This is a genomic window from Marinobacter sp. MIT930201, from assembly GCF_047122665.1.
Classification (GTDB): Bacteria; Pseudomonadota; Gammaproteobacteria; order Pseudomonadales; family Oleiphilaceae; genus Marinobacter; species Marinobacter salarius.
In genome coordinates, this window is sequence record NZ_CP138916.1 from 2,326,798 (window position 1) to 2,343,317 (window position 16,520).

Annotated in this window: 9 protein-coding genes; 7 read left to right on the forward strand and 2 right to left on the reverse strand. The window is 56.8% G+C overall.

The genetic code is table 11. The features are described 5' to 3' along the window. Positions 1-57: 57 nt before the first annotated feature. The 6 genes from SIC19_RS10650 (at position 58) to ahpF (ending at position 8,468) form a co-directional block, all read left to right on the forward strand. On the forward strand, positions 58-1,947 hold the full coding sequence (locus tag SIC19_RS10650) for a monovalent cation:proton antiporter-2 (CPA2) family protein (protein ID WP_127401993.1): 1,890 nt from the start codon (positions 58-60) through the stop codon (positions 1,945-1,947). Between the two features lie 144 nt (positions 1,948-2,091). Continuing rightward, a complete protein-coding gene (locus SIC19_RS10655; RefSeq protein WP_036211652.1) occupies positions 2,092-2,841 on the forward strand; it encodes an NAD(P)H-dependent oxidoreductase in 750 nt (249 codons plus the stop codon). 66 nt (positions 2,842-2,907) lie between these two features. Next, complete coding sequence (locus tag SIC19_RS10660) at positions 2,908-4,014, forward strand: histone deacetylase (RefSeq protein WP_036211650.1); 1,107 nt, start codon at positions 2,908-2,910, stop codon at positions 4,012-4,014. Positions 4,015-4,161: 147 nt separating this feature from the next. Continuing rightward, complete coding sequence (gene ahpC, locus SIC19_RS10665; RefSeq protein WP_007153032.1) at positions 4,162-4,725, forward strand: alkyl hydroperoxide reductase subunit C; 564 nt, start codon at positions 4,162-4,164, stop codon at positions 4,723-4,725. A 519-nt stretch (positions 4,726-5,244) separates the two neighbouring features. Further along, positions 5,245-6,636: a group II intron reverse transcriptase/maturase gene (gene ltrA, locus SIC19_RS10670; protein WP_412535514.1), complete on the forward strand. Its 1,392-nt coding sequence runs from the start codon at positions 5,245-5,247 to the stop codon at positions 6,634-6,636. Between the two features lie 239 nt (positions 6,637-6,875). Next, entirely contained in the window at positions 6,876-8,468 is a 1,593-nt protein-coding gene (gene ahpF / locus SIC19_RS10675) for an alkyl hydroperoxide reductase subunit F (protein ID WP_036211647.1), read from the forward strand. A 124-nt stretch (positions 8,469-8,592) separates the two neighbouring features. Here the strand turns inward: ahpF and SIC19_RS10680 are convergent, their stop codons facing one another. Together SIC19_RS10680 and SIC19_RS10685 are read right to left on the reverse strand one after the other, a co-directional pair. Beyond that, on the reverse strand, positions 8,593-10,344 hold the full coding sequence (locus SIC19_RS10680; RefSeq protein WP_127401992.1) for a hybrid sensor histidine kinase/response regulator: 1,752 nt from the start codon (positions 10,342-10,344) through the stop codon (positions 8,593-8,595). A gap of 20 nt (positions 10,345-10,364) precedes the next feature. Further along, positions 10,365-10,994: a response regulator gene (locus SIC19_RS10685; RefSeq protein WP_075194613.1), complete on the reverse strand. Its 630-nt coding sequence runs from the start codon at positions 10,992-10,994 to the stop codon at positions 10,365-10,367. Between the two features lie 256 nt (positions 10,995-11,250). Here SIC19_RS10685 and SIC19_RS10690 point away from each other — a divergent pair, with 256 nt between their 5' ends. Beyond that, positions 11,251-16,419: a hypothetical protein gene (locus SIC19_RS10690; RefSeq protein WP_091643988.1), complete on the forward strand. Its 5,169-nt coding sequence runs from the start codon at positions 11,251-11,253 to the stop codon at positions 16,417-16,419. Positions 16,420-16,520: the final 101 nt, after the last annotated feature.

Sequence of the window (16,520 nt, forward strand, 5' to 3'; positions counted from 1 at the left end):
CGGGGGAATCCAGCTAGTATCAAGGTGTTTATCCTTCGCTGACCTGATGGGGCCGTAATGACCGAATACTTTATCCAGGCGTTTATCTATCTGACCGCCGCTGTTGTGGCGGTGCCATTGGCGAAGCGCCTGGGTTTGGGGTCGGTTTTGGGGTATCTGGTGGCCGGTGTCGTCATCGGTCCGGTGACGGGGCTGGTGGGCCAGGAAACCGCAACCATTCAGCATTTTGCCGAGTTTGGTGTGGTCATGATGCTGTTTCTGGTGGGCATGGAGCTGGACCCGAAATCCCTCTGGGCCATGCGGATTCGTTTGCTGGGCCTGGGCGGCCTGCAAGTGGTGCTCACCTCCGCTGCCGGAATGGCGATTGCCTGGTGGATGGGGCTGCAATGGCAGACCACCGTCGCCGTTGGCCTTATCTTCTCATTGTCTTCCACCGCCATTGTGCTGCAGACCCTGAACGAGAAGGGGCTTAGCAAAACCGAAGGGGGCCGGGGCGCTTTCTCGGTGCTGTTGTTCCAGGATATTGCGGTCATTCCCATGCTGGCGGTGATTCCCCTGCTGGCGATATCGGAGTTGGCGGGCGTTGGGGCGACGGACCCCGGGCACCAGGGCGGTTTCAGCCTGGTGGCACATCTACCGGGCTGGGCTCACGCCCTGGTGGTGATCGGCTCTGTGACTACGGTGATCGTCGGCGGTCATTACCTGAGCCGGCCCCTGTTTCGTTACGTGGTTCAGTCCGGTATGCGGGAGGTTTTTACGGCCACCGCGTTAATGCTGGTGATCGGTATTGCCGCGCTGATGAGCGTTGTCAATCTGTCGCCGGCGCTCGGGGCTTTCCTCGCCGGTGTGGTGCTGGCCAACAGCGAGTTCCGTCACGAACTCGTGGCCAACATCGAGCCCTTCAAAGGGCTACTGCTCGGATTGTTTTTCATCACGGTGGGTGCCGGTATCAACTTTGAGGTGCTGGCGGCGCAATGGGGCACAGTGATCACATTGGCGCTGGTGGTTATCCTGGTCAAGGCAGCAATTCTGCTGCTCCTGGCATTGTTATTCGGGCTGCGGGGCCGTGATGGCTGGCTGTTCACCCTCGGGCTGGCCCAGGCCGGCGAATTCGGCTTCGTGCTGCTGACCTACAGCATGCAGAACAGTGTGATCCCGGCGGACATCGCCCAGCTTCTGGGATTGGTGGTGGCACTGTCCATGTTCCTGACGCCGCTGTTGTTTATTGCCTACGACCGGCTGATCTTGCCGCGGTATCGTGAAGCCCGCAATGAGCAGCGGGAAGCCGATGTGATCGAGGAGCAGGCGCCAGTGATTGTGGCCGGGGTTGGACGATTTGGCCAGATTGTGTGCCGGTTGTTGCGCGCCAACAAGATTCCCATTGTCGCGCTGGATCTGGCCCTGGATCAGATCGAAAACCTGCGACGTATCAACATCAAAAGCTATTTCGGTGACGCCAGCCATACGGGGTTACTGGAAACGGCGGGCATCGCCCACGCGCGCTTGCTCGTGGTTGCGATTGACGACCGGGATAGAGCCGTGGCCCTGGTGCACCATGTAAAACAACACTACCCCGGCGTCTGGGTACTGGCACGGGCGTTCGATCGGGGCCATGGCTATCAGTTGCGCCAGGCCGGCGCTGACGACGTCGTGAGCGAAACCTACCATTCTGCGGTGGAGCTGGGTGGCCATGCACTGACCGCATTTGGCGTTCACCCATTGCGGTCGCGGCAGATGACCTGGGCATTTATCAATAATGAGAAGTCCCACGAGGACGAACTGTTCGACGCCTGGAAGGAAATCGAAGAGGGTATCCGCTTTAGCCCCCGTTATGGTGAGCTGTTCATGAAGCTGGAGGACACCCTGAGTGACGTGATGCAGCAGGACTGGGAACCGCCCAGCCGTGAGGAGGTGCCCTTGTGGTTACCTCCTAAAACGGATGAGTGAAACGCGCCTGGGGAGCGTGACTCGTCTTGCCATTGCTTCACCCCTTGTTCTTTTATGCAAACAATATTCTCAAATATTTGGAATACATGTCCGTAATCGGACAGGTTAGTCTGAATTCACCGAAACACGAAGGAGAATTCAGACATGAAGGTACTGATTGTACTGGCCCACCCGGAAAGGCGGTCATTCAGTGGGGGTTTGGTGGATGTGGCTACGGAAACCCTGAATCTGGCGGGGCACGAGGTAGAAATAGACGATCTCTATGGGGAAGGTTTTGATCCGGTGGAGCGTTCGTCGTGGTATGGCAAGCGTCAGGATGAGTGCTATTTTGCTCCGCTGACGGAGCAGCGGGCTCACTATGATGCCAATGCATTACCTCAAGACGTGCAGCGTGAGATAGCCAGGCTGAATTGGGCCGATCTGGTGATTTTCCAGTTTCCGCTATGGTGGCATTCTCAACCCGCCATATTGAAGGGCTGGTTTGATCGTGTGTTGGTCTATGGCGGACTTTACTCGGGAAGCATGCGCTATGATCGTGGCTATTTTCGCGGTAAACAGGCGATGTGTTCCGTGACCACAGGTTCGCCGGAGCAGGCGTTCATGCCATTTGGCCGCGCTGGCAATATGGTGGAATGGCTGTGGCCGGTTCATTCTTCACTGTATTACGTGGGCTATGACGTGCTGGCACCGCACATAAGCTATGGGGTGCAGGGTGGCGGCATCCGCTATCAGGAGGAAGGCGCGTTCCGGGACCATCTGGAGGCACTGAAAGACCAGTGGGCGCACCGGTTGTCGGGGATTGAACAGGACGCGCCAATTCCCTTTACTGGCTGGAATGACTGGGACGATGCCGGAGTGCTCAAACACTCGAATCCGACGCGTTGGCGGTTGTGAGCAACGTTGTGATTTGCCCTGAGAAGACTATGCTTGAGCTAAGGCCCGGCAGAGGAGAGCATTGCCTTGGCACAACAACGGGACGTCACGGTCTTTTACGATGAACGGGTATTGGCCCATCACCCCGATACCAACATGGATTTCCTGCCCGGCCGCCTGGACAAACGGGTACGTTCCATTCTTTCAGGCCTCAATGTGCAGTGGAAGTACCCCGAGCATCCAGGCCGTATTACCGCGATCATGGACTTGCTCGCCCGTGATCCCATTCCCGGTGTCCGGATCGAGCCTGGTAAGGCGGCAACGCCGGATCAGTTGAGCCGGGTTCATACGACTTCGTTCCTGGACGACATATTCTCATTGCGGGACGAAAGTGCGTGGCTGGATGTGGATACCACAGCCGTTTCACCGGGCAGTGTTGAAGCTGCCGAAGTGGCTGCAGGCACGGCCATCGCAGCCGTGGAAGCGGTGGTTGAGGGCCGAACGAACAGCGCCTTCGCAATGGTCAGGCCGCCTGGTCACCATGCTGAGCCAGTACGCGCAAGGGGGTTCTGCCTCTTCAATAATGTTGCCGTTGCGGCTGCACACGCGCAGGCGGAGCTGGGCTGTGAACGGGTATTGATCGTCGACTGGGACGCCCACCATGGCAATGGTACCCAGGACATCTTCTGGGCGGATCCGGACACCATGTTTTTTGATATTCACCGGGCCGCACCATTTTACCCAGGCAGTGGCGCGTTAACCGACGTAGGCGCCGGCCTGGGCGAGGGCACCACCATTAACGTGCCCATGCCCGGTGGCGCGGGCGATGTCGCTTACCTGAAAGCGCTGCGGGAGATACTGGTACCCGCCGCAGACTACTTCAAACCGGACCTGGTACTGGTTTCCGCCGGCTTTGATGCCCATTGGTACGACCTGGCGCTCAATGTGTCCTACGAAGGCTTCTCAGCCATGACGGGCATTGTGCAGGAAATTGCGGACAAGCACTGTAACGGCCGGCTGGTCATGGTGCTGGAGGGCGGTTACAATACCGAATCATTGTCTCATGGCGTGCACGCAGTGCTTCGGGCACTGGCCGGTGGCACGTTGGCGGAACCAAGGGTCTGCGGCATGGAAGAAGTGGACACTGCCATCGATTTTCATAAGGGCGCCTTCGAGCCCGATAACACGGATTAGTCCTTCTCTGCAGCCTTCCCAAAAATAAAATAGCGGTTTCCTATCGAACGGCTAAAAACAATCAATTTGAATGTTTTTGATCAAATCAATACTTTAGCCAACTCAAGTTAGCCAATGCCTAAACTCAACCAACGGGAGATATCTACTATGGGTATGATTAACAGCGAAATTAAACCGTTCAACGCCACCGCCTTTAAAGGCGGCGAGTTCGTTGAAATTTCTGAAGCCGACGTAAAAGGGAAGTGGTCTGTCTTCTTCTTCTACCCGGCCGACTTCACTTTCGTATGCCCGACCGAGCTGGGCGACGTTGCCGACAAGTATGAAGAGCTGCAGAAGCTGGGTGTGGAAGTATTCTCCGTATCCACCGATACGCACTTTACCCACAAGGCGTGGCACAGCAGCTCCGAGACTATCGGCAAGATCAACTACTTCATGGTAGGCGACCAGACCGGCACCATCACCAACAACTTTGGTGTGATGCGTGAAGGCCAGGGCCTGGCAGACCGCGCTACTTTCCTGATCGACCCGGATGGTGTTATCCAAGCCATGGAAATCACTGCCGAAGGTATCGGCCGTGACGCTGACGACCTGCTGCGCAAGGTAAAAGCGGCTCAGTACGTTCGTAACAACCCCGGCGAAGTTTGCCCGGCCAAGTGGAAAGAAGGCGAAGCGACTCTGACTCCGTCACTGGACCTGGTTGGCAAGATCTAAGGTTTCGGTAACAGTGAAACCTGTAAAAGGCCCGCTCTGCGGGCCTTTTTTGTTGTGCGCCAGGCATGGCGCGTAGCGCCTTGACGGGCGCTGTTCCGGTTCAGGTGGTGCTGGCCGGATGACTTGGGGGTGCAAGTCCCCTGTGGACCCGGCAAGGGGAACCACTAGCCGGACGGCAAGGGTGTCCATCGTGAGATGGAATCTGAAGGAAGCCGCAGGCAAAGCACTGGCCTGACGAACAGAAATCGCATATGAGGCGGTCACACCGGGTAAGGCGTCAACTATCGTCAAAGCCCTGTACTTGCACGGAAGGTGTGGACGTAAATGCGGCGGGCATAAGTGTGAAGGTCACGCGTCTTACCCTGGGAAGTCTGGTTCTCTGCCGCTGTGCTACTCACTTCGCGAGAGGTGGGGATGGGGAGCCAGAACTCAGCCGAGGTCATAGTAGGTGCGTTACCGCGTACTGAAGGACCGAACATGGTTGGCCGTTAGTAGACGGTGAGTTCTCGTGATGTGCTTATGAAGACAGAAGCGACCCGGATGGGTCAGGGCATTCAGGAAGGGGTTGGGCGGAACCCGGCAGGTACTGAGGCCCGTGTCGAGGCAGGCGCGGGGGCTCACCCGTGGACGAACGCGGAGCCGAACGCGCTGATGGAGCAGGTGCTTGAGCGCCCGAACCTGATGCGTGCGTATCAGCGGGTGGTGTCCAACAAAGGGGCGGCTGGCGTCGATCAGATGCCGGTAACAGCCCTGAAGGGCCACCTGCAACAGCATTGGCCAACACTGCGCGAGCGGCTGTTGGCCGGAGACTACCATCCTCAACCGGTACGCCGGGTCAGCATCCCCAAGCCGCAAGGCGGGGAACGGATACTGGGTATTCCGACGGTGCAGGATCGCCTGATCCAGCAAGCACTTCACCAAACACTGAGCCCGATGCTGGAGCCGACCTTCTCGGATCACAGCTACGGGTTCCGTCCTGGTCGAAGTGCCCATCAGGCGGTCAAGGCGATGCAACGGCATATCAACGACGGCCACCGCTGGGTGGTCGATCTGGATCTGGCCCAGTTCTTCGACCGGGTCAATCACGATGTGCTGATGAGCCTGCTGGCTCGTCACATCACTGACCGGCGGATACTCACCCTGATCCGGCGTTACCTGCGAGCAGGCATGCTGTCAGGCGGGCTGGTCAGCCCGAGGGGGGAAGGGACGCCACAAGGCGGTCCCTTATCTCCTCTGCTGTCCAATGTGCTTCTGACCGAACTGGATCGGGAGTTGGAACGCCGGGGGCACCGGTTCTGTCGTTATGCGGATGATTGCAACCTCTACGTTCGCAGCCGACGAGCCGGTGAACGGACCATGACCAGCATTACCCACTACCTGGAAACGCACCTGCGCCTGACGGTGAATACGGCGAAGAGTGCCGTGGATCGCCCCTGGCGCCGGAGCTTTCTGGGTTACAGCGTGAGCTGGCATAAACGTCAGGTCCGGTTGAGAGTCGCGCCCAAAAGCCTGAAGGCCTTCATGGCCAAGCTTCGCCCCCTGCTGAAACGGTCACGGGGACAGTCGTTGACGACCACCATCCGGAACCTGAACCCGGTGCTGAGAGGCTGGGCAAATTACTATCGCCTGACCGCCTCGAAGCGTTCGGTCGAAGCCCTGGATGGCTGGATAAGACGGCGGCTTCGCCTGATCCTGTGGCAGCAGTGGAAGCGGACCCGCACGCGGGCCCGCAACCTGGTACGGCTAGGCTTGACTGAGATAAGGGCTTGGAGGAGCGCGACCAATGGTCGTGGACCCTGGTGGAACAGCGGTGCGTCTCATATGAACGCGGCCCTGCCTAAGAGGGTATTCGACCGTCTGTCTCTGGTAAGCTTGCTGGATACGATGACTCGGCTTCAGAGCCGACCATGAACCGCCGTGGTACGGAACCGTATGCCCGGTGGTGTGAGAGGACGGGGGAGATAACTCCCCCTCCTACTCGATTCTATCCAATTGATTTACCGAGTCGAATAGCAAAGACCTATCAAATACTTTGGATCAATTAATTTGAGCTGTGGAAGGCCAGTCCGTATCGTTCTCCTATATTCGATTCACGACTCAAACCGAGTTCGCACATTCAGTTTTACGCTATCCAGAGGGGAAAAGAGAGCATGTTGGATGCCAGTATCAAGGAACAGTTGAACGCTTACATGGACAAGCTGCAGCAGCCGATCGAGCTGGTTGCCGCTTATGACGACAGCGAAAAATCCCAGGAACTGAAGCAGTTGCTGGACGAGCTCGAGCCCATGTCTGACAAGATCAGCCTGCGCACGGAAGAGTCAGAGCAAGTACGTCGCCCGTCATTTGCCATTAATCGTGTTGGCAGCGACATCGGCGTGCGATTCGCCGGCATCCCCATGGGCCATGAATTTACCTCCCTTGTTCTGGCGCTGTTGCAGGTAGGTGGTCATCCGCCCAAGGCCAGCCAGGAAGTGATTGAACAGGTCAAAGACCTGGACGGCGACTTTGAGTTTGAAACCTACTTCTCGCTGTCGTGCCAGAACTGTCCGGACGTGGTCCAGGCGCTGAACCTGATGAGCGTCCTCAATCCAAGGATCAAGCATACGGCGATCGACGGTGCCCTGTTCCAGGATGAAGTGGAGCAGCGTGAAGTCATGGCAGTGCCCAGCGTTTATCTCAATGGCAAGCCGTTTGGCCAGGGCCGCATGACTCTGGAGCAGATTATCGCGAAGGTCGACACTGGTGCAGAGGCTCGTGACGCTGAGAAGCTCCAGCAAAAAGACCCGTTCGAGGTGCTGGTCATTGGAGGTGGCCCGGCGGGGTCTTCAGCCGCTATCTATGCGGCGCGCAAGGGTATCTCTACCGGTATCGCCGCAGAACGCTTCGGTGGCCAGGTGGCGGACACCATGGGCATCGAGAACCTGATCTCTGTGCCCTACACCGAGGGCCCCAAGCTGGTGGCGGCCATGGAGCAGCACGTCAAGGAATATGATGTAGACATCATGAACCTGCAGCGCGCTGAAAAACTGATCCCGGCGGCCCGTAAGGGTGGCTACCACGAAGTGCGTCTGGCCAATGGCGCCTCTTTGAAGAGCCGCACGCTGGTTCTGTCCACCGGCGCTCGCTGGCGCCAGATGGGTGTTCCGGGCGAAGAGGAATACCGCAATAAAGGTGTGGCCTATTGCCCGCACTGCGACGGCCCCTTGTTCAAGGGCAAGCGTGTGGCGGTGATCGGCGGCGGTAACTCCGGCGTGGAAGCGGCCATCGACCTGGCGGGTATTGTTGGCCACGTGACTCTGATTGAGTTCGGCGCTGCCATGCGCGCAGACGATGTGCTGCAGAAGAAACTGCGCAGCCTGAAGAACGTGGAAATCATTACCTCGGGCCAGACTACTGAGATTACCGGCGAAAACGGCAAGGTGAACGGCCTTCAGTATACCGACCGCACAACCGGAGAGAGCCACCATGTATCGTTGGAAGGTGTGTTCGTCCAGATTGGCCTGGTGCCGAACACCGAGTGGCTGAAAGGTGACATCGAGCTGAGCCAGCATGGCGAGATCATTGTCGACGACCGGGGCGAAACCTCCATCCCGGGCGTGTTTGCGGCCGGTGACGCTACCACCGTGCCCTACAAGCAGATCGTGATCTCTATGGGTGAAGGCTCCAAGGCCGCCCTGAGTGCGTTCGACTTCCTGATTCGAAACTCCGTTGATGAGAGCGAGAGTGACGAAGCTGCGGCCTGAAGCTCCGCCTGAAATTCGGCGTGAAAACAGGTTCACACACGGCTGACCCCTAACCAGTTCGTGTTTTTCCGCCCCGTTGTCCGGTTTCCGGATAGCGGGGCTTTTTTATGGGCGTCCCGAAACGTCAGTTGTGAGCGTATAACTGATGTTGAACAAGGCTGCGCAACTCACTGGGATTAATGGGCTTCTGCACCAGCCGGTAACCGCTGGATCTGGCCTGCTTCAGTTTATCCGTATCGGTGGTGCCGCTGATAAGCACGCCGGGGATACTGGTGCGAAAATGATCTCTCAACTGGCTAATGATTCCAATGCCGTCGGGTCCTTTAAGCAGGCTCAGGTCGGTCAGGATGAGATCCGGAGCGGTTTGTGATTCGGGCATTTTTTGAAGCATATCAACGAGTGATTCAGCCACAATCACGGTGAGACCCCAGCGGGATAGCAGTGTGTGCATGGCATCCAGAACGCTAGGGTCATCGTCGATGACAAGCACGAGTTTCTGCCTGTCGTGCGCGTGGGGATGGTTGGCATTGTGCTTGACATGATTCTCTGCCTGGGCCTCGCTTCCTAGAGGGCAGCGGATTTCGAATGTGGATCCGTACCCCACCCTGGATCGTAGTGAAAGTGGGAGGCCCAGCAATTCACACAACCTGCGTACGATGGCCAGGCCGAACCCGAGTCCTTTTTCCTGTTCCTGGCCTGCATTGTCCAGTTGCTGAAACTCGATGAACGCCGTTTCCTGCTTATCCGGCGGTATCCCTGAGCCGGTGTCGATCACCTGGATGAGGACGTGGTCTTTGCGTCGTCGGGAGGCAATGAGTACGCCACCGGTGTTGGTGTAGCGCAGAGCGTTTGTTATCAGGTTTCGCAGGATGCGCTCCAGCAGCGCGCGGTCGGAATAAACGACGGTTCTTGATGAATGCATACGCAGGCTAAGGTGCCTGTTCCTGGCTTCCTCCCGGTATTCGCGCTCTAATCCTTCGAGACACTCTGCAATGTCAAAGTGATAGGGTTCCGGCTGCACGGCGTTGGCGTCCAGTCTCGAAATATCAAGAATGCCGTCAAACTGTTTTCTCAGTATGCCCAGACAGGTATCCAGGCGTCGAAAAATCCGAGTGCCTTCCTGTCGGTTGTGTTTTGGCGTATCTCTTAGTGCATCAATGTACAGCGAGATGGCGTGTAATGGCTGGCGCAGATCATGGCTTGCTGTAGCGAGGATTCGCGATTTGGCGAACACAGCCTCCTGTGCCTCTCTGGTCTTGTGTTGCAGCTCACGGGCGAGATCAGCGCTGGAATAGTGCAATCGCATTTCCGAGCGAACGGTGGCGTTGAGCTGCTTTGCGATGTTTATCGCCGTCAGCAAGGCCAGCACCATAAGGCACGCGAGTGCAAGGTAAGGCAGGCTGCCGACGAAGGCCAATCTCAGTATTAATGCGATCAGAATGGGGACGCCGTACACATAGTATAGCGGCAGCCAGTGCGTACCGGAGGTAATGGAACCGATGCCAAGCGTCACAGCAACGGTAATCATGAACACCTGGTGAGGAGCAGAATGTTCATCAAAAAACGCAAAAGTCGCAATTACCCAAAGCGAACCCATGAAGGCGGTGCTCAGAAGCAGCCCCACGTGCCACTTGCTGGCGCTCTTGTCTCGTGAGGCGTGTAACTGGTAGTGCCGGGATAACAGGTATTTCGCGTAAATGCCCGCCAATGCAGCCAAAAGCCAGCCAACCAAGAGCGTTGCTTCATTGCGGGGCCACAGAACGATCACGACTGTGAGTGGCACGATCGCGGTTACGATCGACCACCTGCGCAGACTTGGAAAATACGGAGAGAGCGACTCAAACGTAATGCGTTCCTCAATGTCCAGTGCAGACATAGCGGCCTGGCTCCTGCGGTTCAGCGTTCGATAAGATCCCGTGTTCTGGCGATATGAACGCAATCGGTGCGGTTGACCGCATTCAGCTCAAGTAGCAGGGAGCCCACATGGGCTTTGACGGTGTGTTCGGTCAGGAAAAGCGCGGTGGCAATCTGGCGATTGGAATAGCCCCTGGCCATCAGTTCCAGAACCTGGCGCTGGCGTCTGGTGATATTGCCGGCGAGCGGCGTCCGTCTTGGTTTCAGGGTATCGATCTGTTTCTGGATGCCGGGTGGAATGTAGGTGTCACCTGACAGTACGCAGGCCAGCGCGGCCAGCATTTTCTGGCTGCTGTAGCTCTTGGGAATAAACCCGAGGATGCCCATTTCCAATGCCGTCTTGATGGTTCGGGCGCATTCCTCGCCGGATACCACGACGACGGGATACCAGATCCCCTGCTCATGCATTCTCTGAATAATCGATAGGCCATTAAGTCCCGGCATCACAAGATCAATCAGTACCAGATCAAATGATTCGTCAGACTCGAGTTGCGCAATGGCCTGCTCGGCACGGCTTGCTTCGGTGATATCAGGCTGGGGATGAATTTTCTGGAGAACGTGCCAGATGCCGTCGATAAAGAGCTGGTGGTCGTCCACGACGAGTATCTTCATAGCAATCGCCTGATCTGGGCCATCGAAACTGAGCAGAAGTGTAGCAAATACGCTGGCAAATACCCCGATTCCGTTGAAATTAGCGCTTATGGCTAATGATTCGTTCGCGCTCCTTACGGATACTTGTTTAGTTACAAATTGTTAACAACAACCATAAACACGAAGGTATCGTTCAGTCTGTTGAGCTTGGTCTGCCGTAATTATGGCTGCATCAGCTCCGAACCATACCAGCGTACGCTGAACGGAACTCGGAGCGATGATGAACACCCCCACTGTGAATAGCGGCAACGGATCAATGCAGGCCGGGTATGCCCGGTCTGGCCCTGTTTTATCCCCTGGAGTCTGGAAGAAACTGTCCCGCCTGACGGTTCTGGCGTTTGTGCTCCTGCTCGGCGCCTGCGGTGGCAGCAGTAGCGATGATGACACAGATTCAGCAAGCCAGATTGAACCGAATGCCGAGGAGCTTCCACCGGTCAGCGACGTCAAATCGCTCAGCCAGCGGTATGTTGAGGTGACGTTTGAACGGGCGGCCTCCGAAGACGCGGCTGAAAACATAAAAAACTACAACGTTGTACTCTCCAACGGAAACTCTGCGCCGGTTGTTGCGGCAAACATGGCGGCAGATGGCAGAACGGTGCTTCTTGAGATTGCCCCCGCCCGGTCAGACCTCCAGTTGGTGCCCAACGGCACCCTGGAGTTCGATCTGGTGGGCGTGGATGATCCGGCAACGGTGTTCACCGGCAACGGCACAAATGAGCCGATCATTGAGTCCGTCGCCTCCCTGAGCGATACGGTGGTCGAGGTGCTGTTCAATGAGCCGGTGTCAGACAATGCGGGCTTTCTGGAAAACTACCGGATTGAAACGCCAGGGGGCGAAACGCTGGAGATTCTGGCGGCCACTATGGGCGCTTCCGGTGATAGCGTGATTCTGACCACCGGGCCGCAGGACGATGTGCCCTACACCGTCACGCTGACCGGCGTTTCTGGCAAGGTGAGCGCTCTACCACTGCTTGCGTCCGCCAGTAACCTGAATTTCTCAGGCCTTTCCCGCAATACGGCAGCGTCCACGGCTCCTGCAGTGACCAGCGCGCGCTCGTCTGGCAATACTGGTGTGGTGATTGACTTCAACAAGCCAATGGGAATAAGCGCCATCAACCCGGCCAACTATGCGATTGGCCAGGAAAACGTTAATCCTGAAGCCAGTGGCCTGACGGTTGTCTCTGCTGAATTCTCCGGCGCTGATCGCAGTGCCGTTGTGCTGACCACCCGTTCCCAGAATTCGCTGACCTACCGGGTGACGGTGGGCAACGTCCGGGATATTAACGGCCAGTCGTTCAGTGTCGCTAATGGCACCCTCGATGTGATTGTCGCCAACAGCACCACCTTTGCCGGCACCGGGCCGGACGCCGGTACGCTGGTTGATACCGACGGCGATGGCCTCTACGACAACGAAGAACAGAGCGGTTATACCGTGATCATTGAGATGGCCAACGGCGACATCGTAGAACGCCAGGTCACCAGTGACCCGGACGTGGCCGACACCGATGGCGACGGTGTCAGTGATGGCGCGGAACTGCAGTACGGCATGAACCCCCGCGCCACCGACACCGATGGCGACGGCCTCGATGATAACCTCGAACTCAACACTATTTTTAGCAACCCGTTTGCGCAGGACTCTGACAACGATGGCTTACAGGATGGCTTCGAACACTTCGACTTGAAGACATCGCCACTGCTTGCTGATACCGACGGCGACCAACTCTCTGACTATACCGAACTGTTTGAGTTGAACCGGAACCCACTGCTTGCGGACCTGCCCAAACTGCGCATTGATGTGGGGAATGTTCGACTGCAGATTGACGAGCGCTACAGCTACACGGACGAGACCGGCGAAGTGATCTCCCAGGAGTCAAGCTCCAATTCGACGCTGGCGACCAGCGAGAGCACTTCGTTTACAAGTTCAAGCAGTGATACCACGGAGTGGGGCGTCGAGGCGTCACTTCGGGCGGGACTTGGAAGTGGCAATTTCTTCGGCGGGAGTAGCAATAACTTAAGTGGTGGCGCTGAGCTGACGGTTACTGGCGGTTACAGTGCGTCCAGCACGGTGGCCACGGACGACGAGTCGGCGCAGGAAAGCCAGGAAGTTTACGAGAACTCCCTGGTCAAGGGGGCAGAGCTGTCCACTACCAATACGGTAGCGAGGGAAGTCGTCGGGGCCCGGATTGATGTTGATCTGTCGATTCTCAATCTTGGCAACGTTCCTTTTAACGTGAGCGATATTGAAATTACGGTGTTGCAACAAGTCGGTAGTAGGACCAACTTCCTGCCGGTCGCTACGCTGGTGTCGAACTCAGAGCTAATTTCAGGGACGCCACTGAGTGTTAGCCTGGGGGCGTTCAGCACCGAGCGCGGACCATTTTTGTTCGCCAGCCGTGAAGTGTTCCCGAACCTAGTTGAGGACATAATGCGCAAGCCGGACGGCTTGGTCTTTCGAGTGGCCAATTACCGGGTGACCGATGAACTGGGCCGTACCTATACCTTTATCAACCAAGTGGCCCGCGACCGCACCGCCCGTATCGCGCTAGATTTTGGTGATGCAGATTCAGCAACGGATTATCTGGTCGCAACCAGCGGTGTGTTGGATGATGGCGGGGTCTCCGGTGGCGGGTATCTGGGAGGTTATGCCCCAAATGGCGACGCGATCGGTTTGCCGATTGGTTATGTGCTGGAGGCTATTATGGACGTTCCGCGGCACGACACCACGCTTGACCGAATCGTTTCCGGTGTTAATGGTCTTCTTGACACCGATAACCCGACATCGGTGGGCGGCGACGACATCGTCACCCAGTTTAATGGAGAGGCGGTGGTTACTGTTGGTCCGAATGGGTGGTTGGACAGCCGACCTGCAGGCGATGATTTAATCCTCAACCCTGATGTCGCCAGCGGCATTGTTGCAGGTTTGAACAAACGCGCCGACAGTCTGGCTCAGGGGGACGATGTCCAGATTGTGCCCCGAGATACCACCGGTTTAAGTATCGGAACGCTGGTGATCGGTCCAGGAGCCAACGGCAGATTGGACACGGGGCGCTTCGGCGACGATCAAGTTGAGTTTGTGAGTGGCTATGAGACCAGTCGCACTTGTGCAGTTAGCTCCAACAAAGCGGGTGACGTGTGTCGGGTCGCTGCAGACTGTGGGTGCGAGGCAGGCGACTCAGACGTTCGGTGCCTGGTTCCGGTTGTGGAACCGGTCAATGCCTGTAGCGGACCGGAACAACTGGTGCGCATTAACACTATGCGCAATGGTGACTTGAACCGGGGCTGGGTCGTACTGACGGCTGAAAGCCTACCGCCTGCAGCGGATTTCAATGAAATTCTGGTGGAAGCGGGCAACGACCTGTTTCTGGCGTTTCTGCAAGACTTGGACGGGGATGGTCTGTTTGCCCGCAACGAGTTCCTGTCAGGATCCACGGACAGCGGAACGGACAACTACGTCAACGGTTCCTTTGGGGAAGGTTTTGATCCGGATGTGGCCGGAGGGTGCCCGCTGCCGGAGCCTTTCTGCGACGGCATTCCGGATTCCAGGGATACCGACCGGGATGGCCTGGGAGATTTCGCAGAAATCAATGTGGGCTGGAAGGTTGCAGTGGACGGCGGCAACCTGAGGCAAACCTTCTCATCACCGCGCTTTCGGGATACCGATGGCGACGGGTTGCTCGACCCCGTTGAGCAGGACTTGCGTCGTTACTGCGAGGCGAATGACTCCCGAACGGACGCTTTGTGTGCATTTTTACAACGAGACCCTGTGGTCATAGATCAGGCCATTGGCATCATTGCCGGCAGAAATGGTGTAGCAGAGAGCCAGGCGAGCGATACCGATGAGCAGTTGGTGCCGGTGGGGGCCATCGTGGCGTATGGTACGGCGGTGGTTGGTCCTGGTACGGATAACATTCTGACAACCAGCCTGGCGGGCGACGATCTTTACGAATCGATCAACAGCATCCCGCCGGCGACGGACCCGACTCAGCGGGATACCGACCGGGATGCCATTTCGGACTTCATCGAGCTTGAGGGCTTTGATGCTGGACTGGCGATCGTGGATGGTGGCAACGGAATTGCCGATTCGTTAAAGAATGGTGACGATATTCAGCGCGTGTTTTCAGGCAACCCTGTCTATCCGGAAAGTGTTGTTATTCTTCCGGGAAACAATCAGTTGATTGATAGTGTCACCAAAGGTGATGACAGAGTTCGCCCTGCTATTGAGGGCCTGGTCAGTGACCCGTTGCGACGGGATACTGATGCGGATACTTTTGTAGACGGCCTGGAGCTGGCGCTGGGGTCGAACCCGACCGAGTTTGACGGTTCTGACTTCATCGATTCCGATCTCGATGGTCTTTCAGATCGGGAAGAAGACACGCTGGGATGGGTGGTGAGCGTGAACGGAGCCATAGGCCGTCAGGTTAATTCGAGCCCGTCGCTGCCCGATACCGATTTCGACGGCTTGCCGGATGTGATTGAACGGGACCTGCGGACCGACCCCAATAATCAGGATACTGATGGTGACGGACTGTCTGACTACGAGGAAGTGAATGACCTGAGAAAGTATGCCGAGCTTGGGCAGCTCTATCCGGTTCTGGATTTCCCGAGCTCGACCGGGGGCCTGGGAACCAATCCGTTACTTTCCGACAGCGATTCGGATGGCTTGTCGGATAAAGCAGAAACGCAAGAGGGTTTTCTCCTGCTTATCCCTGGTCGCTCGACCGCAAGTACGTTTTACACCAACCCATTGCTGGCTGATACCGATCTTGATGGCGTGAACGATGGTGACGAGGTGAATCGCGGCGGATTGAATCCTGAGCCAACGGATCCGACAGATCCCGATACGGATGATGACAATCGTAATGACGGTCAGGAAAGGGCAGCGAGCAGCAATCCGTTTGTTCCCGATGCAGTGGTCACTCTTCGCTACACTTTCTTATCGTTGAATGCTGCTGGCAGTGACAACGAATGGGATTGGACATTTTATGCCCAGGGAGGCGGCGATCGTTATCCAGGTAGAGTTGTCGTAAACACAAGAGAATTCACCGATAACTCTTCTTTCGTGTTAGTGGAAGCACCGGCCTGCAATTACATTGAAGTCGGGAACCTTGCGACTCTCTACTTTAGCGGCAGTTATGCAGACCAGACGTTTGTGATGCAGGCGGGGGATGCCATTGTGTTAAACGGGACAGTCAGAGAGATCGACGGGAGCGGTGGATTTTGCCCTGCTGGAGCTCCTGTAGAGGTCGATGAGCTAGCTACTTTCGAAAAGGTTCTGACCTTTGAAGACATTGTTGGTAGTGCTGCAGGTCGAAACGGGACTATTACAACGGTTGCATTAACGGGTAGCGCGACGCCGAATGTTGGCTGGCAGGTGCTGGTCGAGTAGCAGTCAGTCCGAAGTCGAGAGCTTCTCGAAACAGACTGGCTACAAATTCCGCCCGTTGTCCAGCTTCTGGATAGCGGGTTTTTTTGTGGACGTCTATTCCG

What these genes read in the sequence shown, in the direction of transcription:
- SIC19_RS10650 (WP_127401993.1), top strand. Translation starts at nt 58, where the DNA reads ATGACCGAATACTTTATCCAGGCGTTTATCTATCTGACCGCCGCTGTT.
- SIC19_RS10655 (WP_036211652.1), top strand. Translation starts at nt 2,092, where the DNA reads ATGAAGGTACTGATTGTACTGGCCCACCCGGAAAGGCGGTCATTCAGT.
- ahpC (WP_007153032.1), top strand. Translation starts at nt 4,162, where the DNA reads ATGGGTATGATTAACAGCGAAATTAAACCGTTCAACGCCACCGCCTTT.
- ltrA (WP_412535514.1), top strand. Translation starts at nt 5,245, where the DNA reads ATGAAGACAGAAGCGACCCGGATGGGTCAGGGCATTCAGGAAGGGGTT.
- ahpF (WP_036211647.1), top strand. Translation starts at nt 6,876, where the DNA reads ATGTTGGATGCCAGTATCAAGGAACAGTTGAACGCTTACATGGACAAG.
- SIC19_RS10680 (WP_127401992.1), bottom strand. Translation starts at nt 10,344, where the DNA reads ATGTCTGCACTGGACATTGAGGAACGCATTACGTTTGAGTCGCTCTCT.
- SIC19_RS10685 (WP_075194613.1), bottom strand. Translation starts at nt 10,994, where the DNA reads ATGAAGATACTCGTCGTGGACGACCACCAGCTCTTTATCGACGGCATC.
- SIC19_RS10690 (WP_091643988.1), top strand. Translation starts at nt 11,251, where the DNA reads ATGATGAACACCCCCACTGTGAATAGCGGCAACGGATCAATGCAGGCC.